A 21,734-nucleotide genomic window follows, 5' to 3' on the forward strand; every position below is an offset into this window, starting at 1 on the left:
TGCTTTGATAATTTTCTGAAACTTTTTTCGGGTTGTGCCGATATATACATATGGCATAGTAAATAACACATCGAAAAGGAGTATCCCCTTTATGAGCTTTAGCAATCCGGTTTTACGTGATGACATCTTCGTGCGTGAAGATGAAAGAGAAGTTAGCGAACAACGCATGACCATTGGAGGCACGATCAGCAAAACGCTGCTCTTGCTGATTCTGCTGATTATCTCGGGCAGTATCACCTGGTACATGACCTACCAAGGTACAGTAGAGGTCTTATCCTTGATCACCGCAGGCTCACTTGGCATGGTCGGCGTAGCACTGGCTATATCCTTTTTCCCAAAATCAGCCCCGTTTCTATCGCCCGTTTATGCAATTCTGAGCGGTTTTGCTTTAGGCGGGATTTCAGCTTTCATGGAATATGACTATCCCGGTATCGTGGCGAATGCGATTTTGCTGACGGTGGGCATTTTGTTTTTGATGCTGTTTATGTATACACAGCGAATCATTAAAGTTACCCGGGGCTTTATCTCCTTCGTTGTTTTATGTACGTTGGCGATTGTTCTGGTGACGCTGGTCGACTTCGTTTTGAACTTTTTCGGGATGAACGTTCCTTATATTCATGAGACAGGCTGGCTTGGAATCGGTATTAGTCTGTTTATCGTTGTGATTGCGGCTTTGAATCTGCTGCTGGATTTTAATTTCATTGAAGAGCAAGCGGATCAGGGTGCACCGAAATATATGGAGTGGTATGGCGCGTTTGCATTGCTGGTGACTTTAGTGTGGCTGTATGTGCGGATTTTGGAGCTGTTGTCCAAATTCAGCAAAAAGGACTAACTGCCTGCGATTCATGAATAGTTTCACTTCATGTGCAGATAGGTGCAGGAGAAGGAGAAGAGGACGGCTGAGGGCCGCCTGCTGATGCAAGTGGCCTTTGCTGTTACCCGTTAACACCGTGATTGAAAGGAACAATGGTTGAATTGTAAGATACTTTGATACTTTGTCAGCTGTTCCGTTGTTGCAAACGGACGAACGGTTTCGAACATGGGAATAGTTGTAATAAATTCCCTGTATAAATCCATTGTAACTGCTGTTTGCAAACAATTCAGAATATAATTTATGGCGACACCATACCGCTGCTGATTGATGTTATAGATAGCTAGTTGATTAAGTAATTTCACATAATACACACGATTTCCAAGGTCTTCAAAGCTGGAAAAAGTCTCTAGCTGATCGGGAATATAATAATAATACTTGTCTATATTCCATTCATTTATGTTTGCTGCCTCAAAAATTGTGATTAATCCGGGCAATGTTTCCTCGTCGTTTTCTTGTATAAACTCATTGTACTCCTTCAATATTTCCTTATTCCCTGATAATAAGTCTACAGCGTATCCGTTTGCCACTGAAAATCCTTTAAAACGTTCTATTTCTTGTATATCTTCGTCCGTAGCATTTTTGTACCATCCTAAGTCAGCATATTTAGCTATATATTCTCTTGCTCGATCAAAAAGACCTTGCTTCCGAAAAACGATGGATTTAGCCAGGTATCCGTATCCAAAATAAAATATAAGTGGGTGCTTTAGTACCTGATTTAGAGGAACAACGTCACCCCATTTTTGTCTACTGTTATAACTGCGTTCAGCCATACTTAAAATGTGATCAGCGACGCGATCCGCTTCTGCCCAATCATTTTGTCTATAATTTAGCCGAAATAATTCAAAAGCCTTATCCAAGGGATGCGCGTGTTCAGACAACAAATAAATTTCTTCCTCTGTTTCAAAACGATTCTCCATCACTAACGCCTCCATATTTGCTTTAAAAGTCGCACGCTATAATAACTTTTTAAGCTGGGAAATACGGCCTTGTGACACGCCAAGCCTTTCGGCATATTCACTCTGCTTGGCTGTCGGATGCTCGTGTTTGAGTCTTCTTAGGCTTTCAACCAGTTCTTGTGTCGACCGATTTACTTTTTTTTCTTTGTACGTAGACTCCTTAACAACAGGGGCAGGAATGGGACGAACACCTACGTTTCCCTTCAGGTCGAGTATACATTGCTTACATAAAAGTAAACTTTTGAAATAGGTTAAATCCTGAAATGAATTGCACAAATTACAGGAAACCCCGCTACTATACTTTCCTATGCCCATAAAGCCTTTTTCAACGTCCATATAAAATTCTAAAGGCTCGCCAATCTCAATCCCCATGGAGCTTCGGATTTCCATCGGAATAACAATCCGGCCTAATGTATCTAAGGGGCGTGTCATACCTGTTTTCTTCAATTGATATCCTCCTTATCGGGTTATAGAAACCCACTTCATTCTCTGATCTATCACCTGTGATTTTTGCATACATAATCCAATGTTCTCCAAAAAGGGGTATTTATTGTTGTGACAATAGATGGTATATTGGGAACATACAAATATTTCATTATATTATAAGTTTTCCAATTCTTCTTTTTGTTTAAATTTGCACATTCCAAAGCTCACACTGAAAGGGTGATTTATTCATGGAAATAACACCTACGATTCGGGCAGAAATTGAAAGATATCTCAAACAGAAAGGCTTGAGTATGACCCGGTTTGGTCATATCACTAATTTGAATGTAGGTACAGTTAGCGGCATCATCACAGGCAATCGTTCTTTATCTGTTAATCAACTGGATCGCATTACGATGGGCATGAATTTACCACCGGATTATTTTTATGAGCGATTTGTTGAAGAGTGCATTGAAGAATCCCCACTCAACTGGCGGAGAGTAAAACCTTTCGTGTATCGTTGTGTTGAGTTAGGGCGGTTTGATTGCCTACAGCGTGCTGTAAGTATGTTTCTAGATAATCCGATCCACAGTCTTTCGCTCTTTAAACTAGCCGAGGACTTGTTCACCAAAGGTTATCGGGACACAGCAGCTTACCTTTATGAAAACGCGGCTGTGAGTGAAAGAAAGCAGCATTCAGAACGGCTTGCTTTATGCCAGTATCGGCTATTTAGCATCCGGACAGGGGAAAATCAGGCTCAAAATCTACAAGCGGCTGCTAAATTTGAACCTTTTGTCGACCGTTTGGATGAAATTGACCAACTGGATGCCTTGAAAGACTTGGCCAACGTGTATAGATCATTGAGCTTGTGGGATAAGGTCTATAAATTTTCATGCCAAATGTATAAATTAGGACAGATTCAGTACAATTTGGATCATAATTCCAAGCGAGAAATAAAATCGGTAAAGAAACTTAGCAGACCTCTGTTTGTATACATAGCCTACGCTGAACTGATGTGTGCACACGCTTGTGACGCGAATGGAGATCATGAACAGGCTTTAGAGCATATACGTGGCTATACTGATCTAAGCTGGGTTAAGGAAACAGATTCAGATACACTCCATTGGCTAGGTCAATTTCAGCAATGGGCCAAAATTAATACTTACGTAAATAGGCTTATGACTGGAGACGTTAGTGTCCTGTCGGATTACGCAGAATATATATCTGGTGAAAAACATATATTTAATGAACTTTTGAATATCGTTGAAGCAGCCAATAAATACAATATTGATGTGGACCACATCCTTCATCGCTTTGAGCCTAAAATTGCGTCGTATCAAGAGCCATCTCCTGTTGAGCCGTTTTTACTGCAACAGCAGGCACGGTTTTGGTACAAAATGGCCAAATATAGCTTTAATAAAGAAAGATATTCATATGGCTTTAAGTGTTTGATAGACGCATTGGAAAAATCTGTTACAATTAATAATGTACTACTTATTGCCAATTGTGTTGGACTATTTTTTCATTTCAAAACACATGCGGCTCCTGAAGTACAGACTCAGTTCCAATCCATGTATGAGGAGGTGTGGGAAAGAAATGATAAAAAAGATGGCTTTAATCTTAGTGGCGGCTAGTTTCTTACTGGTATTCGTAGTACCAGTACCAGCTCAAAATCCAACCTTTGGAACATTCCAACCGCAAGATCATGTTGGCACAGCTTAATCAATAAGAATTATTACCTTGGCCAGCCCTTAAGCTGGCTTTTTTTATTTATTTTGTTGTTTTGGCTAAAAAAAGAACATGCCGTATTTGTTCATTACCTTCTAAAATAATTTACTAGGGGGTAATGAACATGAACATAGATGAAACCTTAACGTTAAATCAACAGATAGAAAGTGCCAGACAACGATTGCATGATCTTTATGGACAGTATGGTTTTGGACATGCTTGCGTATATGAGCAGGCTATGATTTTGGACGAACTAATTAATCAGTACAATCGTATGTATCAGACTAAGAAGTTACATCACAACTATGTTCAGTCAGAAACCTCAGACACCACATCCTTTGTATGCAAAGATATTCCTCCTCTTAATCCCACATAACAATCATAATTATTCAATAAAATGGATTATTTGAGATAAAAATAAAAACGCAAGCCCATGTAATAAAAGGTAAAAAATTGGTGTGTAATTTACATTTATAGTAGCAGCCAAGCTGCTACGCCTGAAACGATAGTTCATGGTGAGTCGGATATGCGTTGGGATGGTAACGGGATTTTTATTCATTTTACTGGCTTCTGAGCCGTTGTCCGTTTCTGCCTTTCAAAATTTGAGAGGCGGGACAGGCGACCAGTGCATCGGTCGTTTTGAGCTTTAATTGGAGGAATATGTCTACAGACAATAAAGTTATGTACTAAACAATAAAGTTGTGTACTAATCGAGAAATAGACAATAAAGTTGTGTACTAATATTAATGAAACATAATAAAAGAATCACTTTTAGTAAAATCAAAAGCCTGATGAACAAGTGTCATCAGGCTTTGTTAAAATCAGGACGGCTGCTTTGGTTTAAATAATAGAGAGCGATATTATGGTAAAGAAATATTAGAAAAATTAAAGACAGGAGAACATATTTATAAGGATTTAACGTACATATTTTTAGAATTTTATTAAAAAAATATTTGTAGTTGACTCGCTAGTACACAACTTTATTGATCGAAGATAGTGTCATAATTAGTGAGAAAATTTACAGGTTGAACGAGAAAAATTATCATAATTGATGTTCGAAGAAAATAAAATTGTAGACTGGAGTTGCTGATTTTACGCGATTGTCCATTTCAAAGGTCGTCAGCTTTTGAGAAATATGTTTTAGACTGATCCGACAAATGCAACAGCGGCAGATAAGGACGCGAAAATAAAATTCTAGACTGGCCGCTGTTGTGGTCAACATTCAACTATCGTGTCCTGTTAGCCTAATAACTCTGCAGTTTGTAAGAAAGCGTCCAGCCGCTCCTTTTGAAGAAGATGATGACGGTAATGCATCTCCACCATCGTGAACCATTCGACCGCGTTTAACGCGCCGAAGGCTACGGCCGGATGAGTCGCCTTTCGCTGCAGCCGCTCTGGGTCTATGTTCTGCAGCGACGCCCCAATCTCATGCATGCGGCGCATTGCTTCCTCCAGCTTGGCGACAAGCTGCTCCTTGCTCTCTGGCCGAGGAGGCGTATATTGCAAGTCGGCCGGTACCTGAATGCGAACCGGTGGGAAGCTCCCTTGCTCAAACACGGCATGGCCGGCCTCCGTCTTCCCGCCGCCCTCCTCGCTGCCGCCACCGAGCGCCATGCACTGCTCCGCAAGACGGAGCTGCAAGTTCAGCGTGGAATGGGGCAGATGCAGGTACATTTGCCCAAGCGACCATTCGTTCTCGCTTGGCTTGCGACACAGTTCCGCCAGACTATACTTATCCAGCTCCCGAACATAATGCTTCGAAATCTCGTCGAACCTTACCAAAATATCCTTAATCCCTATGTTCTTGTTCATCAAGATCATCTCCTCGAATACTGAATTACTCTCATCATATGAGAGGGCTCAAGAAAAAAGCATATTCGTAGTTTATATCATTTATACTTTATTTTCCAGTCCAAGGCTATATTTTCTAATTACACCGTCCGCCGTCGCTAGCGCGCCGATCGCAAAGCTGGACTTCATTTCGGAAGAGCCGGGAGAGCAAGCTGCAGCTGCGCATGCGGGCCACGCGTCGCCAGTCTATAACTTTATTATCTCAGTCTAGTTCTTTATTGTTTAGTCTAAAACATTATTATTCGCTAACAATTGACAATGAAGAAGTAGAACAACTTCTTATTGATTGTATAAATACGCATTTTTAGAGTTGCGTATATTCTCATAAAATTTGAAAAATTAGGGTGGACCGAATAACTTCGAGTCAATGAGTTCTCACTAATTATGAAAATGATCGTTGAATTATCATATATTCAGCTTGTTGTTTACGTATATGAAGTTGTGTTCTAAGTATTAATGAAACATAAAAAAAGTACGCTCTTTATTGAAAACAAGAGCGTTGAACAAGTATCATCAGTCTTATGTTAAAATCAGGGGACGGCTGCTTTGGTTTAAATATAGAGCGGTAATATGGTAAGGAAATATTAGTAAAGTTAAAGATTTTAACGTACATATTTTTATAATCTTGATAAAACACAAATATTGGATTTTGGTACACAACTTTATTGTCCGAAGAGAGAATACGAAGGAGCGTCATCCAATTTAATAACAAGGGATAATTAATTGAATGGTCGTGAGTGTATGGGAAGAGTAGAATTTGTTAGCTGCAAAATGTGATATCTGATGGAACAGACTCAGGAAAAGGCTATGGTCGCCGATGGATATATCATTGGATAGATAAGAGAGAGTAGACAGAACAATAAATTGACCTTGGAGGAAGTGAATGACCTCATGGCTGCGTATGAGCTGCTTCTTCTTCAAAACCTATTCAACCTTTCAAAAGGCAATAAAAAAGCTACTCATCATTGAGCGACTTATCTGCCTATGTATTACGGTTATCAGCATGAAAATACCGATATCCGGCTTTTATTTTACGCTTTATATACTTTATGTGCACCAAATGAACACAGGCGCTTATTTAAAACCCGTCAAACGGTCACTTAAGAAAATATCTTCAAATGAAGTAGCTGGCAAGGCACATTCTTTGAATTGCACACTTTTTTAAAGTTACCCTTACTTCAATAAATGCCCCTTACTACATAACATAAAACTATGCAGCAGGGGCGGGCATACAATTCAATACTAAATCAGTTTACAACACTTGTATCCTTAAATTACAATTCACTTCTTGACGAGCCTAATTTACCATAAGCTTGACCTGACATTTTAGTATTACTTGTGTTAAAAGTAGCATAAAATTCTCCCGTAGGCCAAGCTGAAGGGCTTACCCACTCAAAAGGGCACCATCAGGACGTATCGTTGCTTCTTTTACAACCGAACCACTAGCTGATCCTTTGTGTAAAGCGAATTTAATATTCTCACTGCCTGTATTCTTCACCCATATTTTAACGTAACCCATTCCCGCTGGGATCTTAAAAGACGCTTCTGATTGTTGACCACCCAATGTAATGTCAAACGCAGGCTGTGTGGATTGAGGAGTGATAACATGACCCCCTGCTGTTGGTGTAGTCACATCAGTCGATGTGTTTGCAGATTGGGAAACTGCTGCTGAGTCAGTTGTAGCCGATGCAACATCGGTCGTAGCTGCTACAGAAGCAGTTAATGGAATTGCAAGAGCTAAAGACAAAACAGATAATAAAGACACTTTTTTAATGTTTTTCATATTCATAGCCTTCTCTCTCATTAAAATTTGTTTTTACCTAAACTGATCTTACCCTTAAAGAGTTAATAAAGTGACCCCTTCTTTGGATACCTTCTTTTTCCCGTTTGCTGATCATGGAACATGGGCAAACCCTCCTTAATATAAAAAGGCCGGCACATTGGCCGACCTCATCACTACACATAAACAATTATGAAATGATTATTACAGTTCTCCTCGTGAAGTACCTATACGAACTGCGAGTTCACCTTTCATGTATGTATTACCCGAGGTAAGACTTACATAAAACTTTCCGGTAGACCAAGCACTCGAGCTAACTTCATCATAAGTTTGACCAGGCTTTACAGTTCCAGAAAGCTTCTGCGTACCTGATGGCGAGCCTTGATTTACCGAGAACTTAATTGGCTGATCACCGTTGTTACGTATCCATACTTTAACATAGCCATATCTTGAAGGTATTTCGAAATCCTCTGTAAGCTCTGTATTGCGGAGAGTTCTATTAACCACCGATTTGGTTTCTTGAGGGGTAATAACATGATCTCCCGGTTTTGGCGTATTCACATCAGTAGAATCGTTTGCAGACTGATTCACTTGTGCTGAGTCAGTTGTGGCCGGTGCAACATCGGTCGTAGCTGCTGCAGAAGCAGTTAATGGAATTGCAAGAGCTAAAGACAAAACAGATACTACAGAAGCTTTTTTAATATTTTTCATGTTCAGAAACCTTCTTCCTTTTAATTTTTTACCTGTACGCTTTATCAATCAAACCAGTATGTATAGAAACTATTAGAGCAATCATGATTGATAATTTTTTTACAGGTAGTTATCTACGTTTACATTATAAGTATTTTATTGTAATTATTCAACAATAAAATGGATTTCCATTCCATATAAAAGGCACGCTGCGGAATTGAACCGCGCAAAGGGTCCGACCAGGCTGTTACCCATGTCCTCACCGTTTTTTCATGGCCTGGACACATTCAGTACAGAATCGGATGCCCAATGAAACATGCGTGGATGGCTTGTCACAATGGATACAGCGCCCTTCTTTGGATACCTTCTTTTTTCCCGTTTGCTGATCATGTAACAAGGTCGGTCCCTCCTTAATATAAAAAGGCCGACACATTGGTCGACCTCATCACTACATATAAATAACTCTATGATATGATTATTGCAATTCTCCTCTTGTGTTGCCTATGCGAACTGAAAGGCCGCCCTTCATAATACCTCCGGGTGAAGTAAGGTTAAGATAGAAATTACCAGTAGACCAAGCGCTTCCGTTAATTTCATCAAATGTTTTACCCGGCTGTACTTTTCCACTCATCTTAACTGGACCACTTGCTGATCCCTGAGTTACTGTTATATTAATTGGGGCAGTCCCGTCATTTGACACAAACACTCTAGCGTATCCATATCCCGGATCAATGTAGAAACGTTCTGATATGTCAGTATTTCCAAGAGACTTAGCTAGTACCTTATTAGTGGCCTGAGGAGTAATGACGTGATCCCCCACTTTTGGGGCAAACACATCAGTCGATGTGTTTGCAGATTGGGAAACTGCTGCTGCAGAAGCAGTTAATGGAATTGCAACAGCTAAAGACAAGACAGAAAGCAAAGAAGCCTTTTTAATGTTCTTCATATACGAAACCTACTCTCTTTTTCAAATTTTGTTTTTACTCTAAACCAGTCATAAATTTCCTTATTGAGTTAATAAAGTGATCCCTTCTTTCCAAGACAAGGATAGAAAAGCTTTTATTAATCAACTTCCAGTATGTACAAGTTTCAATTATGCTTACATGACTAATAAAGATTTTTATGCGATGTTTTTCTTTATTTACATTATAAGTTTAAAAATCTAATTTTTCAACAAAATATTGGGTAATAATACCATTATCCTAATGAGGCACGCTACGGAATTGAACCGTGCAAGGGTTCTGACCAGGCTGTTCATGTTTCCGCTGGTTAACTGGTGCCTTGCTGCCTGCGCGTGCCGTAAAGCATCGGATGATCTCTGGGGAATGGTTCTGGATGAAGCTGATTTAAAGAAGTTCTGCTGCGAGCTGCTCTCGTCATCGGTCAAAGTTGTTTGTCTTTGTTTTTAACTCTGAGTTGCTGTTCCATTTTTTAAGTATTTCATTCCCAAAAAACTATCCAAAAAAAGCACACAAATTTGTGTGATCAGGCTATGGAGAAACCTCCTATTTTTGCGAGTAGTAAAAGAAACGGTTTAAAAACTGCATTTTACGTTAAATAACATAGAAGTTAGGTAAAACATAACGACAGTAAGTAAAGGAGTGGGGCCTATGTATCAAGTGGTGCTGGTGAGGCATGGAGAAAGCGTGTATAACCGCCAAAACCTGTTTACAGGCTGGACGGATGTGGACCTGACCGAGCAGGGAACCCATGAAGCCATAGAGGCGGGCCGTATTCTCAAGGAGGCAGGGTATACGTTTGATCTGGCGTTCGCTTCGGTGCTGAAACGATCCATTCGTACGCTGTATCACATTTTGGACGAGCTGGATCATTTGTGGATACCCGTGCAGAAGTCGTGGAAGCTAAACGAACGCCACTATGGTGCTCTTCAGGGGCTTAGCAAGCTGGATTCTGCTGTCCAATACGGCGAGGAACAGGTTCATATCTGGCGGCGCAGCCTGACGGTGCGACCTCCCATGCTGGATGAACAGGATGAACGCAGTCCTCACAGGGAGGAACGATACAGTAACATTAAGCCGGAAGAGCTGCCGCTTGGGGAAAGTTTGGAGGATACCGTGCATCGGGTCGGTGAGTTTTGGAAGCAGCGGATTGTGCCCTTGGTGCAAAAAAAGGAACGGGTCATTATTTCCGCGCATGGCAATACTTTGCGCGCCTTGATCAAGTATATGGAGAATTTGGACGAGACCGCATTGCTGGATCTAAATATTCCGACAGGCATTCCGCTGGTGTATGAGCTGGACGATCATATAGACCCTATCCGACGCTTTTATCTGGGTGATCCGAGTCATGTAGAGGCGAAAAAGCAGGCTGTGGCCAACCAAAGCAAGGTGACGGAGTAAGATGATACCCAAGAGGACAGGGCGCTCTTTCGCATCCTGTCCTCTTGGTGTTGGGCAAAGTTAAGCTCCCAGGTCGTCTTCGGCTTCCGGGCTGTCATTGCCAGTGGGAAGCGCCCATACCGATACGCTGCCAGCGCGAACCGGAAATAAGCCGTAGCCGTCCTGCCCGATCGTTATAATGTGGTTGTGATGTCCTGTCAAATCAGTCCATTGCTCTCCTGCGCGCTGTTTCCCTACGAACATACGCTTTTCTCCGTTGTCTGCATTGGTGACCACTACAGCGCAGCCGGAGCCTTCCAATTCAGGAACGCCCTGACGAACCCATCCAATTGTATGGGGATCATCAAAATAATCCTTTTGCTCTCCATAGGCTTTATGGTATCGGGCATACAGGAGCGGATCTAACGCTGCCTGCTTGCCTTTCACGGGTGTTTGCCCCTGGATGCCGTAGTAATCGCCGTAGAACACGCAGGGGTAACCATCCTTGCGCAGCAGAATGAGCGCATAGGCGCTGGGCTTGAACCAGTCCTCCACCCAGGATTCGAGCGCTTCATGGGGCTGGGAATCATGATTATCGACAAAAGTAACCGAGTTCAGGGGGTGAGTATGAACTAGCGTATCCTCGAAAATGGTGCTTAGATCGAAATCCTTGCCACCCAAGGAAGCGCTATGTAGTTTATAGTGGAGGGATACGTCAAACAGGTCGATTTTATAATCGATGGTATCCAGGAACTTTTGGCATGATTCCAGATCCGGCTTCCAAAACTCGCCTACCATATAAAAATCCTGTCCACGCTTTTTGATCATTTCCGTCGCGAACTCCCGTACAAATTCATGATTGATATGCTTGATTGCATCCAGACGAAATCCGTTGCATTGCAGGGTATCCACCAGCCATTTGCCCCAGCGAATCATTTCCCTGCGTACATCCTGATGATTATAGTCAATATTGGCAAACATTAAATAATCATAATTGCCGAATTCATCATCTACATGCTCGCTCCAGCTTTTATTTTTGCCTAAAATACGATAAATTCCTGTCCGGTCCCGACTTGCATCGTAATCGGTTCCGTTAAAATGTTCAAAATTCCATTGGAATGTGGAATACTGACCCTGACGGCCGGGAAATGTAAATTTAGTCCACCCTGCGATATCGAAGGGCTCTGAAATGACCTCATTGCGGTTATCCGGGTTAACCTCGACGACCTTGAACACTTCGGTTTCATCCGCACCGGCCTTATGGTTCATGACCAGATCGACATAGACGGTCACACCGTGGCGAACACAGGCGGCAACAGCCTCCAAAAGGTCTTCCCTGGTTCCGTATTTGGTGCGTACCGCACCCTTTTGATTAAACTCACCCAGATCGTAAAGGTCATAGACGCCGTATCCCGTATCCTCGGGCGATTGGCCCTTGGTGACAGGTGGAATCCATATCGCGTCAATTCCTTTAGCCTTCAGTTCCGGTGCCAGGCGGGCAAGCTTCTTCCAGTGAGAACCGTCTGCTTCGACATTCCACTCGAAAAATTGCATCATCGTATGGTTCCTTTTCATGTGCGTCCCTCCTCCATATATAACAAGTTACCCACCAAGTGAGGGGGGCTAAACGTCAGACGGTTAATATGGTGCTAAACGAAGAACAGGCATCGCTGTATAACGTATGCCAAATCATTAAAATTTGTTATACCTTGAAGGCGTATATATTCGATTGGCTAGAAAAGGGAACGTGAAAACGGTAGAATGAATTTAACTTAACCATAGTTCGGGTTTCGGGTAAACCGTGAAGCGCGAGCAAAAGACGGAAGGAGGGGTGGACGTGACAGAACCGCAGCAGAACAAGGATGAAGCAAGTGGACCACTGATGAAAAAATGTACGTATTGTCAGGAGCTGAAGCCGCTAACGGAGTTTCAGCGCAGAACCGGTCGCCGGGCAGGTCCGTATTCCCGGCGTGGCCCTTGCCGTTCCTGCCGGGGATTAGCGGCGCCGGAACGTGCGTCTGCGTCCGCGTCCGCTCCTTCCGGCAAGGGGACACAGCCCCTCACGGCTTCCCTGGCATCGCATGGCGCTGGGGATGAGGCAACCGTGCAAGGCATGGAGCCGTCCGCACAGCCTGATGCGCAGCCTCAGCCGCTCCGCAGGAAGCCAGTCACGGATAAAGCCCGTGAGCGTCATCGGCAGCGTGTTCGACATTTGCTCAGCAGGCTGAAGCCTGCGGATACCAAGGTTCTGCGGCTCAACCGTAACGGCATGATTCGGTTAAGGGGCAAAACCGATCAGGGGAGACGTTGGCATCAGGAGATTGAATTTGATCTGGCGGTTACCCTGGTTAGAGAGCGCATGGCAGTGGTTGTTAATCCGTATACCATTCGCAGACTCTACAGCAATAAGGAATTCCGTCAATATGTGCTCAAGCGTGATCGCTATACCTGCTTTTTCTGCGGGGGTTACGGCGATACCATTGATCATTTGCTTCCCCGTGCCAAAGGAGGACACACAACGCCCGTCAATTGTGTATGTGCTTGCAACGAATGCAATCAATTCAAGGCGGCCCGCGATGTCGATGAATTCATCGAATCCGGTGTGCCGTTGCCAACTCCTGACGATTACGATGCTCCTGAGGACTCCTTTTAAACGCAGGGCGCTCCCGCGAATCAGACCGCAAGTGCCCGCGTCGTGGGAGTCCTGCACATCAATGACGAATGTATCAGGATTGGACTTAATGCGTTGGCGTGCCTCGTATACATATTTTGTGGTGATTTTCATGTGATCGCGATATGAAATTCACTCCCTCTATTACCCTTCCATGCTATGAAATGACCCGTTTTTAACGGTAAAATTGGACAAAATCTAAGTTTATTCTAATTTTTATCTAAAATAACAAATAAAATTTGCAGAAATTTGTGCAAATTTAAAATTTTTTCGACGTTTGTGTTATAAACAGTGTAATATAGAGGTATAGGGTTCCGTTTCGGCCTGTTATAATCACGAAGAAGCGCTTCGTGAGATATTCCGCAGCAGTAACAACAACAGAATACCGTCCGAGCAATATACAATTGGCATCTGCGATGATCAGTCTTGCCCTTTAGGGTATAGGCCGGTTTAAGCTGTGCTTCTTGCATGTTTAAGGGCGCGAATTCATTGAACGTTTTTATTGCTAGAGTTTATAGATACAGGTTATGAGAAAGGAATGGACTTCTATTTTCACAGTAAAGGAGGACGTTCACGCATGTCTGAAAACCAACAAGAGGTGGCCGTAACACAAGAAGCTACCAAAGAGTCTCGGGATGTATTGGACCAATTGATGAAACCGGAGGTTCAGCAATCGCTGACCGTGCTGGTTGAGAATCTGCCCAAGTTGACTGAGATGGTTACTTTGATGACCGACGCTTATGATGTAGCCCGTAGTTTGGCAACCGACCCTGTATTTATCGGAGATATGAAAAGCTCCATGGGAGAGTTTGTGAAGCCTGTTACAGAGTCGGCTAAAGGTTTGGCTTCTGCTGCCATTGAAGCAGGAGACCGCGTACAAACTACAGACGGCAGTGTAGGTCTGTTTGGCTTGCTCAAAATGCTTAAAGATCCAAATGTACAAAGAACGCTGCGTTTCAGCCAGGCTTTCCTGGATATTCTGAATGAGCGCCAACGCGAAAGCAAATAATTACCTGATCAAGAACGGAGGATGGACATGTCGAAGCAAATTTTGATCTTGGGCGGCGGATACGGCGGATTGTTGGCTGCTCTCACAGCACGCCAGCACCTGGACGCTAGTCAAGCAACCATTACAGTGGTTAACCGCTTTGCGTCGCACCAAATTATTACGGAGCTGCACCGCTTGGCGGCAGGTACAATTGCCGAAAAAGCTGTTGCGCTTCCTTTGGAGAAACTGCTGCGTAACAAAGATATTATCCTGAAAGTGGATACTGTTTCCGAAATCAAACCGGACGATAAAAAAGTAACCTTGGCCAGTGGCGCTACGTTGAGCTATGACGCTCTCGTTATTTCCCTGGGCAGCGAAACGGCTTACTTCGGTATTCCGGGTCTGCAAGAACACAGCTTCACCCTGAAATCAGTGGCAGAAGCAAACCGCATTCGCGCACACGTAGAAGCTCGTCTGGATGCTTACAAGCAATCCGGCAACAAAGCGGACGCTACAATCGTTATCGGTGGTGGCGGTCTGACTGGTGTCGAGCTGGTGGGCGAATATGCTGACAAGCTGCCTGCGGTTTGTCGTGAAAAAGGCATTAACTACGAAGATATTAACCTGTATTGCGTAGAAGCTGGACCATCTATTTTGGCAGGCTTCCCTCAAGCACTGGTTGATCGTGCAGTCACAAGCCTTGAAAAACGTGGCGTTCAAATCGTAGCCGGTGTTCCGATTACAGAAATGAAAGCCGACGAAGTGCTGCTCAAAGACGGACGTTCGATCCAAACGAACACCCTGATCTGGACAGGTGGCGTACAAGGCAACGCACTGGTTGGCGCATCCGGTATCGAGGTGAACCGTGGCCGCGCAACCGTGAACGGTGCACTGCAATCGACTTCCCACGAAGACATCTTCCTCGCTGGTGACAGCGCAGTGGTGTTCCCGAGTGAAGGCGAGCGTCCATACCCTCCAACTGCACAGTTGGCTTGGCAAATGGGCGAAACGGTGGGCTACAACCTTTTTGCTTACTTTAATGGAGCAAAAATGGAACAATTCACACCTGTATTCTCCGGTACGCTGGGCAGCTTGGGCAGAACAGACGCGATCGGTACTGTAGGCGCGAATGGCACCCAACTGAAAGGCGCTGTAGCTACTTTGATGAAAGAAGGCAGTAACATCCGTTACCTGTCCCACATTAAAGGGCTTTTTGCATTGGCCTATTAATATTTTCTTACTTTTATATGCTTTATCGAAGAGAGCGCAGTTCTGCGTTCTCTTTTTATTTTGTAGTTAAACCCATTATAAACCAGTATATGTAAAATGTCATGTTCATTTTTTAGTCACATGTTGTAAATTATGGTTGACGCGATATGTTCGTGGAAGTATGCTAGTTTTGAAAAATAACTAGGAGGTTTGTGTATGTTTAGGAAAAAAAGTTTTTAGGCATGGGGTTAGCAACCATTCTCATGTGCTCCTCACTTTCGGGAAGTCTCGCCTATGCGGAATCGAAATCTAGTACGTACGATGCTTCATTTTTTGAAAATCTCAAACAGCGGGCCATAGTCCATGAGCTTCAAGAACATAAGATCGCCGTTAACCCGAAAGCATCTATTGCTGATCTACTGAATACAGCGGATAGTACATCACTAAAGAGTAAAAATAATAGTGATCTACAACAAAATCTGGAGAAGCTTAACAAATCGGAATACATATATCTTACACTTGATGGAGAAGTATACAGCTCAGAAAAAGGTTATGTAGGCATGGCGGATAAAGTTGAACCAAAAGAGGATAGTGTAACGGATGCCACTTATAAAGTAGAGGGTCTCCTGAATGAGACGGTTAATAACCATAATATTTCTGTCGCAAGTAAAAACAATCCTACTCCTTCGCAAGTCAATGGTGGCACCTCAGGAGCCTTTTCACGAATTCAATTAAATTTTAATGGGTTTGACGGCGTGAATGGGAGAGTACAAGTTCCTTTTGTTTATAATTTGGGAGTTGAAGAGCAACCATGGATATATTTCGGTTTTGATTCCCCAAGAGGAAAAGTAATTGAGGGGGGATTTGCTTATCAGACTGGGCGAAAAGTGTGGCAGGGTTACATCAGGAACAGCAATGGATTTGATTATTCTTTAGGCACTTGGCCAAGTGGACAAACAGTTAGAAATGTTAAATTTTATATTGATAAAAATACCTATGATTCTTACCTTTCAATGGAGAATAGTGAAGTTATTGTTATGCAAACTCCTTTTAATTCGTCGGACTTATCTTCTATGTCTCTCAAAAGAGTAATATCAATCGCAAAAGATAATTTTAATGGTAATAATATATATGGACAATCAGATGGGGCATTTATGGATTTAGTGGTGTCTAAAACAAATTCAGATTATTATTATCCATGGGAAAACTATTCAGAGTATTCTTTGTGGGATGGAGCACAATGGCATGGTACCATTGATTGGCCTACTTATTATGTTCAGTACTTCGACAACCAAGATAACCGAAGACTAACTGCCACCATTAAGAATCGAAATAGATAGTTATTTCAAGTCCTCTGCGAATGAGTGATTACTATTGCTTACACATACAGGAGAATTGTATGAAAACTAAAACTAATTTTTTAATATGTTTTGTAGTTGTTTTACTTTTTTTTGGGCCGAATACAGAGAGTATAGTTGCTCAATCCCAAGGGGCCATTCCTATCCAGCTTAAAATAAACGATTTCTACATTCTATATACTCAACCTGAACCACCATTTGTTGATTCTAAAGGAAGGTTGTTAATTCCCCTCAAAGCTGTTGAGGATTTGATGGGGGGGAAAGTGGCTTACAATCCAGCGGATAGAACGGCAACAATCGGTTTATTGGGACGAAACGTGTCAGCGGCCATTGGATCAAAGAGCATCCGTATTAACGGTGAGTCTGTAACTATGGATACCGTACCTGTTATGAAAGAGAATGCTATGTTTCTGCCTGTCTCGGTGCTTGTCAAGGATACGGGCGCCAAGATGGAATGGGATGCCCAGCGAGGTCTACTGAAGCTGAACCATGAAAGCTTTAACAAAAGTAAAGTGCTTCTTAACTTTTTGGGACAGGATCTGGCGGAGGTAACGAATAAGGAAGCCTTTGATCTGCACAGTTATGAATGGAACGGCGCTGGTAAGTTGACGATTCATGCGAACTATGACAAAGGACTTAAGTTTTCCAAGAAACAAGTGGACATTCATCCTTTGATAATGTACGGGAAAACTTACACTGTGGATCCTTACTCCAGACCGGGAACAGGGGGCACCATTCAATTTACTGGGGATGAACAACTGACGCTAAAACGTGACTTTGGTAAATCGAGTGAGAAAGTGCAGTATATTATTTCAGTGGGACGGCTTGTTGAATAGAGTGAATGGTGATTTGTGCGGGTCACCTCTGGGAATATAAGCAAAAAGAGACCGGATCTTTAAGGATCCGGTCTCTTTTTGATCGCGCTCGTAAATAACGTACAGGGAAATTAGCTAATTATAAAAGATCTTTCCTCGTATGTTGTAAACAAGCAATCCTTAGAAGGCAGTGATTTCGCTACTGTTCCCTTTATTGCGGATGTGCCCCTCAACTCTGTCAACGGACTCTCTATCTTTAAGTTGAAGAATAATGCCATCTGTTAGGTTGTTTCTTTGAGTGTAAGAGAGTTTATTCCAGTCATCTGAGTTTACATATACATCCACAATAGCTTTACTGCTGTCGCCTCTCACGTTGAAATCAAAGCCGACGCCGGCGTAGTTGCTGTATCTATCAAACAATGTACGTTGTATACTGCTTGCATCCAAAGATGAAGCTACATCCCTCAAAGAAACGTCGCCTCTACTGTTGGTTGTAAAGCTCGCCAGTTTATCTCTATTACTGGAGTTCTTCACTGTGCCTTCGATATCGGCATCTTTATATTCTTTCAAAATATCTTCAACGATGTCTTCAAGATAGCTCTTTTTTCTGCTGTCGGATAGGTCAGTCCATCTGGACTTGGTCATTTCGATAGTCACCGAAATATCGCTTTTGTTGCCACTGAGCGAGATATCAGAGTTGGTGTTGTAGTCATCGCTGTGATCATCGTTCAGTTCCTTTTGAAGATCCTTTAATGTATCCGTGCTACTTTTGCTGGCTGTATCTTTCAGCGCTTGATTGTCTTTTTGCAGTTGAGCAATGGTAGCGTCTTTCGTCGTGTTCGCTGCTTTCGCCGTGTTCAGCTCTTGAGTCAGCGCCGTAATCTGGTTGTTCAATGCTGTAACTGTAGATTGATCAATTGGAACGCCTTTGTCAGCAATGACTACGCGTTTGTTGGTACCGTCCCAATCTACTTTTTTATCCAAAGCTGTACCTGCCAGACGAAGCGGGAGATACGTCACGCCATCCAGCGTAAATGGTTCTGTTTTGGCATCATAAGGAACCTCAGTTCCGTTGTAGATGATTTTGATATTGTTATAAACTGCTTGGATCGGCTTAGTCACTTGTGCGGCATATGTGGATTGGCTGAAAAGAGCCCCGGATATGGCCAAGGCGGATACGGCAGTGATGATGACGGGTTTTTTCATAGATTTAAATGATTTCATTCGTTGGTCTACCCCTTTATTTAAGAATTATAGCCTGGTTCATAAACTAGAGTAACATTAATGCCTACAAAATCCAACACGTTTGGAGGGATATTAGCAGATGTGCTTATATTGGTTAGACGCAACAACAACAGTAAAAGTTGCCCTGTTTTCATAAATGTTTTTCGAAAAGCCGTCAAACAAAACAAGCCCGCTGCACAAGACAGCGAGGCTTGATGGGAAAATAGTACGTCAAGGCTCATATCCAAAGCTCGGAATTATTTGCCGTCCTTCAGCTTGCCTGCTGTTTCCTGAAGTTGGCCTTTGGCCTTATCCAGTTTACCTTCGGCTTGAAGGGACTTGTTATCTGTAGCATTTCCGATCTGATCCTTGATTTCACCTTTGGCTTTATTAACATTACCTTTGATTTTATCGCTGATTCCGTTATCCTTCATGTTGTAGCCTCCTTATGTGATCGAACATTCATTCAGCATGCTGTAGTTAGTCATTACCCGAGCGAGGGTGATGCGAAACGAAAAGCTGTATGTGGTACAAGGGTATAATGATGGATACAGGCCAAATCAGAACGTGAAATAGGGAGTGGGCGTATGCTTAAAATTTTGTTATTTATTTTCGTTATTCAAATTATTTACGTGTCTGCGTATACACTGCGTATGATTTTGACGCTGAAAGGACAGAAGTACGTTGCTGCGCTCATAAGCACTGTAGAAGTTACGATCTATGTGCTGGGCCTGAACATGGTGCTTAAGTATTTGGACCAGGTGGCAAGTCTCGCGGTTTATGCCATCGGCTATGCGCTTGGTATTCTCATTGGAGCATGGATTGAGGAAAAAATAGCGCTCGGCTACGTAACCGTCAAGGTGATCAGCAATGAGGTCAACGGAGGTATCGCTAATGCGCTGCGTGACAAAGGGTACGGTGTTACAGCCTGGCTGGGTAGCGGGCGAGATGGAGATCGGCTGGTGATGGAAATTTTGGCTAAGCGGAAAAATCAGAACAAGCTGTACCAATCCATTCTGGATATTGATCCCAAAGCCTTTGTTATTACAGTGGAGCCCAAGCAGTTTCATGGCGGTTTCTGGACCAAGGCGATCCGCAAATAAATATTTTGGAAAAATACGCATATTTTTCAGAGGATGGAGCATATTAATACCCGCACAGGAGGGATCTAACAGATAAAGGCTCCGGCTTTATCGAGACAGAGGACCAGGTTATTTTTGTCCACTACAGCGCAATCGACGGCGAAGGCTTCAAGACGCTGGACGAAGGCAGCATGTCGAATTTAACGTGGTGGAAAGCCAGCGTGGGCCGCAGGCAGAACATGTCACCAAGACCAGCTAAAACGGGTCAGGACGAGCTGGATCAGAGGAGCCTCTTTGTCGCTTCGTTGGACGGAGCTCCCTTCTAATGTAGGGGATTACCCCATAAAACCGAGGGGGGGAATGTAGATGTACAGACGCCAGGCTCCAGAGATTATCCCAGAGGAAGATACGGCGATTTGGTCGTGTACCAGCGAGGATTGCAACGGCTGGATGCGAACGGATTTCACCTTTTTGAGCGAGCCGGTTTGTCCGCTCTGCCAAGCCTCTATGGGACAGGAAACGCGGATGCTCCCGATTCTCAATCGAACGGGCAACTCTTTTGTGGCCCAACGCTCCTGAGTAAAGGCGAGTACGTTGACCACGTGTGTAGAATCTATAAACGTCAAAAGCCGCTCCAGCGACATGCTGAGCGGCTTTTGGTTGTGGAGTGGTCTTCGATTATGGCCTCTCCATACGCTGCACGGAATCACGATACACAATATGGCCTTGCACGAGGACCCGGCCGAAGCGGCTGCCGGGGTGGCTGATTTTTTTCATCATGGAATCAATAGCTGTGCGTGCCATCTGTTCAATGTCCACTCCGACCGTGGTCAGTTGGGGGGCAATAAGGGTGGCATATACATCATTGTCGAAGCCGACTACAGAGCAGTCTTCTGGCACGCGATATCCCAGAGACGTCAGCTTGTGCACCAGATTGTGCGCGACCTGATCGCAGTTACATACGAAGGCAGTTGGTAGCGGCTGAGGCAGCTCCATTTCTACATAAGTACCTTCGTCGTCCCGGTCGCTGAGCACCCACTCGTTACGAAGGGGCAACCTATGCTCCAGCAGGGATTTATAGTAGCCGAGAAAACGGTCCTGAATACTGCTGGTGGAGTAGAGATTACCCACATATGCAATGTCCCGGTGTCCCTGGGCGATCAAATAGTTGGTCAGCTCGTAGGCCCCATAAAAATTATCCGTAACCACCGAGTCGATATCGGCATGCTCATCATAAAAATCCAGAAATATTTTGGGCAGATCCATGGATTGAACCAGCTCGATATAAGGCTTGCTCACTTGGCCCAGGAGAATGAAGCCGTCCACCTTGCGATCGTAATAGATGCGTGGCAGATTAAGCTGTTCTTCGTCCTCCCGATGGAGGATGTGAAGGATACCGTAGTAGCCATACTGCTCCAGTGCCCGTGAAATATGCTGGTAGATGTGCAGATAGAACGATTGGCCGGGGCCGGTAAAACGCTCGGGGATGACGACACCAATGTTATAGGTGAGACCCTCCTTCATGGACTTGGCAACGGTATTGAAACGGTAGCCCATTTCGCCCGCGAGCGTCTTGATGCGCTCTTTTAGCTCATCGCTAACCCCATCCTTGTCATTGAGCGCCTTCGACACGGTCACGCTGCTGACTCCCAGCTTATCCGCAATATCCCGCATCGTTACGTTGCTCTTCATTTCCTGTTCCGCCTTCCAATTTTAAAAAGATATAGCTGCGCTGAAAGATAAAAA

22 protein-coding genes and 1 pseudogene are annotated in these 21,734 nt (G+C 43.5%); 13 read left to right on the plus strand and 10 right to left on the minus strand.

All coding sequences use genetic code 11. The features are described 5' to 3' along the window. Positions 1 to 91: 91 nt before the first annotated feature. Positions 92 to 832, plus strand: a complete 741-nt coding sequence (locus tag L696_RS0112285; protein ID WP_025683893.1) for a Bax inhibitor-1/YccA family protein — start codon at positions 92 to 94, stop codon at positions 830 to 832. Positions 833 to 942: 110 nt separating this feature from the next. On the opposite strand, the gene L696_RS0112290 is transcribed toward L696_RS0112285, so the two are convergent. Both L696_RS0112290 and L696_RS0112295 read right to left on the minus strand, forming a co-directional pair. Beyond that, positions 943 to 1,791 (minus strand): hypothetical protein, encoded by an 849-nt coding sequence (locus L696_RS0112290; RefSeq protein ID WP_025683894.1) that lies wholly within the window; start codon positions 1,789 to 1,791, stop codon positions 943 to 945. A 36-nt stretch (positions 1,792 to 1,827) separates the two neighbouring features. Continuing rightward, positions 1,828 to 2,277 carry an AbrB/MazE/SpoVT family DNA-binding domain-containing protein gene (locus tag L696_RS0112295; protein WP_025683895.1) on the minus strand — a complete coding sequence of 150 codons (450 nt, stop codon included), beginning with the start codon at positions 2,275 to 2,277 and terminating at the stop codon, positions 1,828 to 1,830. A 227-nt stretch (positions 2,278 to 2,504) separates the two neighbouring features. Between L696_RS0112295 and L696_RS0112300 the strand changes: the two genes are divergently transcribed. Both L696_RS0112300 and L696_RS0112305 read left to right on the plus strand, forming a co-directional pair. After that, on the plus strand, positions 2,505 to 3,887 hold the full coding sequence (locus tag L696_RS0112300; protein WP_025683896.1) for a helix-turn-helix domain-containing protein: 1,383 nt from the start codon (positions 2,505 to 2,507) through the stop codon (positions 3,885 to 3,887). Between the two features lie 218 nt (positions 3,888 to 4,105). Then, positions 4,106 to 4,357 (plus strand): aspartyl-phosphate phosphatase Spo0E family protein, encoded by a 252-nt coding sequence (locus tag L696_RS0112305; protein WP_025683897.1) that lies wholly within the window; start codon positions 4,106 to 4,108, stop codon positions 4,355 to 4,357. Positions 4,358 to 5,220: 863 nt separating this feature from the next. Here the strand turns inward: L696_RS0112305 and L696_RS0112310 are convergent. The 4 genes from L696_RS0112310 to L696_RS0112335 form a co-directional block, all read right to left on the minus strand. Further along, a complete protein-coding gene (locus L696_RS0112310; protein ID WP_025683898.1) occupies positions 5,221 to 5,793 on the minus strand; it encodes a DinB family protein in 573 nt (190 codons plus the stop codon). A gap of 1,423 nt (positions 5,794 to 7,216) precedes the next feature. Next, the gene (locus tag L696_RS0112320; RefSeq protein ID WP_025683900.1) at positions 7,217 to 7,615 is read right to left on the minus strand and encodes a hypothetical protein; all 399 of its coding nucleotides are present in this window, start codon (positions 7,613 to 7,615) and stop codon (positions 7,217 to 7,219) included. Positions 7,616 to 7,816: 201 nt separating this feature from the next. Continuing rightward, the gene (locus tag L696_RS0112325; protein WP_025683901.1) at positions 7,817 to 8,323 is read right to left on the minus strand and encodes a superantigen-like protein SSL4; all 507 of its coding nucleotides are present in this window, start codon (positions 8,321 to 8,323) and stop codon (positions 7,817 to 7,819) included. Between the two features lie 454 nt (positions 8,324 to 8,777). Then, positions 8,778 to 9,248 carry a hypothetical protein gene (locus L696_RS0112335; RefSeq protein ID WP_025683902.1) on the minus strand — a complete coding sequence of 157 codons (471 nt, stop codon included), beginning with the start codon at positions 9,246 to 9,248 and terminating at the stop codon, positions 8,778 to 8,780. 277 nt (positions 9,249 to 9,525) lie between these two features. On the opposite strand from L696_RS0112335, the gene L696_RS30430 reads away from it, so the two are divergent. Both L696_RS30430 and gpmA read left to right on the plus strand, forming a co-directional pair. Next, the gene (locus tag L696_RS30430; RefSeq protein WP_155985384.1) at positions 9,526 to 9,711 is read left to right on the plus strand and encodes a hypothetical protein; all 186 of its coding nucleotides are present in this window, start codon (positions 9,526 to 9,528) and stop codon (positions 9,709 to 9,711) included. Between the two features lie 201 nt (positions 9,712 to 9,912). Further along, the gene (gpmA, locus tag L696_RS0112340) at positions 9,913 to 10,662 is read left to right on the plus strand and encodes a 2,3-diphosphoglycerate-dependent phosphoglycerate mutase (protein ID WP_025683903.1); all 750 of its coding nucleotides are present in this window, start codon (positions 9,913 to 9,915) and stop codon (positions 10,660 to 10,662) included. Between the two features lie 60 nt (positions 10,663 to 10,722). Here the strand turns inward: gpmA and L696_RS0112345 are convergent, their stop codons facing one another. Continuing rightward, positions 10,723 to 12,216: an alpha-amylase gene (locus L696_RS0112345; RefSeq protein ID WP_025683904.1), complete on the minus strand. Its 1,494-nt coding sequence runs from the start codon at positions 12,214 to 12,216 to the stop codon at positions 10,723 to 10,725. Positions 12,217 to 12,478: 262 nt separating this feature from the next. Between L696_RS0112345 and L696_RS28595 the strand changes: the two genes are divergently transcribed. The 5 genes from L696_RS28595 (at position 12,479) to L696_RS0112375 (ending at position 17,703) form a co-directional block, all read left to right on the plus strand. Beyond that, the gene (locus tag L696_RS28595) at positions 12,479 to 13,294 is read left to right on the plus strand and encodes an HNH endonuclease (RefSeq protein WP_049827361.1); all 816 of its coding nucleotides are present in this window, start codon (positions 12,479 to 12,481) and stop codon (positions 13,292 to 13,294) included. A gap of 595 nt (positions 13,295 to 13,889) precedes the next feature. Beyond that, a complete protein-coding gene (locus L696_RS0112360; protein WP_025683905.1) occupies positions 13,890 to 14,321 on the plus strand; it encodes a DUF1641 domain-containing protein in 432 nt (143 codons plus the stop codon). 27 nt (positions 14,322 to 14,348) lie between these two features. Further along, positions 14,349 to 15,530, plus strand: coding sequence for an NAD(P)/FAD-dependent oxidoreductase (locus tag L696_RS0112365; RefSeq protein WP_025683906.1), 1,182 nt, complete (start codon positions 14,349 to 14,351; stop codon positions 15,528 to 15,530). A gap of 221 nt (positions 15,531 to 15,751) precedes the next feature. Beyond that, positions 15,752 to 16,849: a hypothetical protein gene (locus L696_RS0112370; RefSeq protein WP_025683907.1), complete on the plus strand. Its 1,098-nt coding sequence runs from the start codon at positions 15,752 to 15,754 to the stop codon at positions 16,847 to 16,849. Between the two features lie 59 nt (positions 16,850 to 16,908). Beyond that, positions 16,909 to 17,703 carry a stalk domain-containing protein gene (locus L696_RS0112375; RefSeq protein WP_025683908.1) on the plus strand — a complete coding sequence of 265 codons (795 nt, stop codon included), beginning with the start codon at positions 16,909 to 16,911 and terminating at the stop codon, positions 17,701 to 17,703. Between the two features lie 159 nt (positions 17,704 to 17,862). Here L696_RS0112375 and L696_RS0112380 read toward each other — a convergent pair whose 3' ends face one another. Beyond that, positions 17,863 to 18,906, minus strand: a complete 1,044-nt coding sequence (locus L696_RS0112380; protein WP_025683909.1) for a stalk domain-containing protein — start codon at positions 18,904 to 18,906, stop codon at positions 17,863 to 17,865. Between the two features lie 257 nt (positions 18,907 to 19,163). Next, positions 19,164 to 19,340 (minus strand): CsbD family protein, encoded by a 177-nt coding sequence (locus tag L696_RS29530; RefSeq protein WP_081750726.1) that lies wholly within the window; start codon positions 19,338 to 19,340, stop codon positions 19,164 to 19,166. A 153-nt stretch (positions 19,341 to 19,493) separates the two neighbouring features. On the opposite strand from L696_RS29530, the gene L696_RS0112390 reads away from it, so the two are divergent. The 3 genes and pseudogenes from L696_RS0112390 to L696_RS0112395 all read left to right on the plus strand — a co-directional run bounded on the left by L696_RS0112390 (position 19,494) and on the right by L696_RS0112395 (position 20,567). Then, complete coding sequence (locus L696_RS0112390) at positions 19,494 to 20,009, plus strand: DUF2179 domain-containing protein (RefSeq protein ID WP_025683910.1); 516 nt, start codon at positions 19,494 to 19,496, stop codon at positions 20,007 to 20,009. Positions 20,010 to 20,098: 89 nt separating this feature from the next. After that, positions 20,099 to 20,247 (plus strand): annotated as a pseudogene (locus L696_RS29535) (cold shock domain-containing protein). A gap of 107 nt (positions 20,248 to 20,354) precedes the next feature. Next, positions 20,355 to 20,567, plus strand: coding sequence for a cold-shock protein (locus tag L696_RS0112395; protein ID WP_025683911.1), 213 nt, complete (start codon positions 20,355 to 20,357; stop codon positions 20,565 to 20,567). Positions 20,568 to 20,666: 99 nt separating this feature from the next. Here the strand turns inward: L696_RS0112395 and L696_RS0112400 are convergent, their stop codons facing one another. After that, on the minus strand, positions 20,667 to 21,680 hold the full coding sequence (locus tag L696_RS0112400) for a substrate-binding domain-containing protein (protein WP_025683912.1): 1,014 nt from the start codon (positions 21,678 to 21,680) through the stop codon (positions 20,667 to 20,669). Between the last annotated feature and the right edge of the window lie 54 nt (positions 21,681 to 21,734).

Origin of the sequence: Paenibacillus maysiensis (assembly GCF_000520815.1) — a bacterium.
Classification (GTDB): Bacteria; Bacillota; Bacilli; order Paenibacillales; family Paenibacillaceae; genus Paenibacillus; species Paenibacillus maysiensis.

Bases quoted from the DNA above. Each gene is read 5' to 3' on its own strand.
- L696_RS0112290 (WP_025683894.1), bottom strand. From the start codon at position 1,791: ATGGAGAATCGTTTTGAAACAGAGGAAGAAATTTATTTGTTGTCTGAA.
- L696_RS0112310 (WP_025683898.1), bottom strand. From the start codon at position 5,793: ATGAACAAGAACATAGGGATTAAGGATATTTTGGTAAGGTTCGACGAG.
- L696_RS0112380 (WP_025683909.1), bottom strand. From the start codon at position 18,906: ATGAAATCATTTAAATCTATGAAAAAACCCGTCATCATCACTGCCGTA.
- L696_RS0112375 (WP_025683908.1), top strand. From the start codon at position 16,909: ATGAAAACTAAAACTAATTTTTTAATATGTTTTGTAGTTGTTTTACTT.
- L696_RS0112365 (WP_025683906.1), top strand. From the start codon at position 14,349: ATGTCGAAGCAAATTTTGATCTTGGGCGGCGGATACGGCGGATTGTTG.
- L696_RS0112325 (WP_025683901.1), bottom strand. From the start codon at position 8,323: ATGAAAAATATTAAAAAAGCTTCTGTAGTATCTGTTTTGTCTTTAGCT.
- L696_RS0112360 (WP_025683905.1), top strand. From the start codon at position 13,890: ATGTCTGAAAACCAACAAGAGGTGGCCGTAACACAAGAAGCTACCAAA.
- gpmA (WP_025683903.1), top strand. From the start codon at position 9,913: ATGTATCAAGTGGTGCTGGTGAGGCATGGAGAAAGCGTGTATAACCGC.
- L696_RS0112400 (WP_025683912.1), bottom strand. From the start codon at position 21,680: ATGAAGAGCAACGTAACGATGCGGGATATTGCGGATAAGCTGGGAGTC.
- L696_RS29530 (WP_081750726.1), bottom strand. From the start codon at position 19,340: ATGAAGGATAACGGAATCAGCGATAAAATCAAAGGTAATGTTAATAAA.
- L696_RS0112345 (WP_025683904.1), bottom strand. From the start codon at position 12,216: ATGAAAAGGAACCATACGATGATGCAATTTTTCGAGTGGAATGTCGAA.
- L696_RS0112300 (WP_025683896.1), top strand. From the start codon at position 2,505: ATGGAAATAACACCTACGATTCGGGCAGAAATTGAAAGATATCTCAAA.
- L696_RS0112305 (WP_025683897.1), top strand. From the start codon at position 4,106: ATGAACATAGATGAAACCTTAACGTTAAATCAACAGATAGAAAGTGCC.
- L696_RS0112285 (WP_025683893.1), top strand. From the start codon at position 92: ATGAGCTTTAGCAATCCGGTTTTACGTGATGACATCTTCGTGCGTGAA.
- L696_RS0112320 (WP_025683900.1), bottom strand. From the start codon at position 7,615: ATGAAAAACATTAAAAAAGTGTCTTTATTATCTGTTTTGTCTTTAGCT.
- L696_RS0112390 (WP_025683910.1), top strand. From the start codon at position 19,494: ATGCTTAAAATTTTGTTATTTATTTTCGTTATTCAAATTATTTACGTG.
- L696_RS0112335 (WP_025683902.1), bottom strand. From the start codon at position 9,248: ATGAAGAACATTAAAAAGGCTTCTTTGCTTTCTGTCTTGTCTTTAGCT.
- L696_RS0112370 (WP_025683907.1), top strand. From the start codon at position 15,752: ATGGGGTTAGCAACCATTCTCATGTGCTCCTCACTTTCGGGAAGTCTC.
- L696_RS0112395 (WP_025683911.1), top strand. From the start codon at position 20,355: ATGTACAGACGCCAGGCTCCAGAGATTATCCCAGAGGAAGATACGGCG.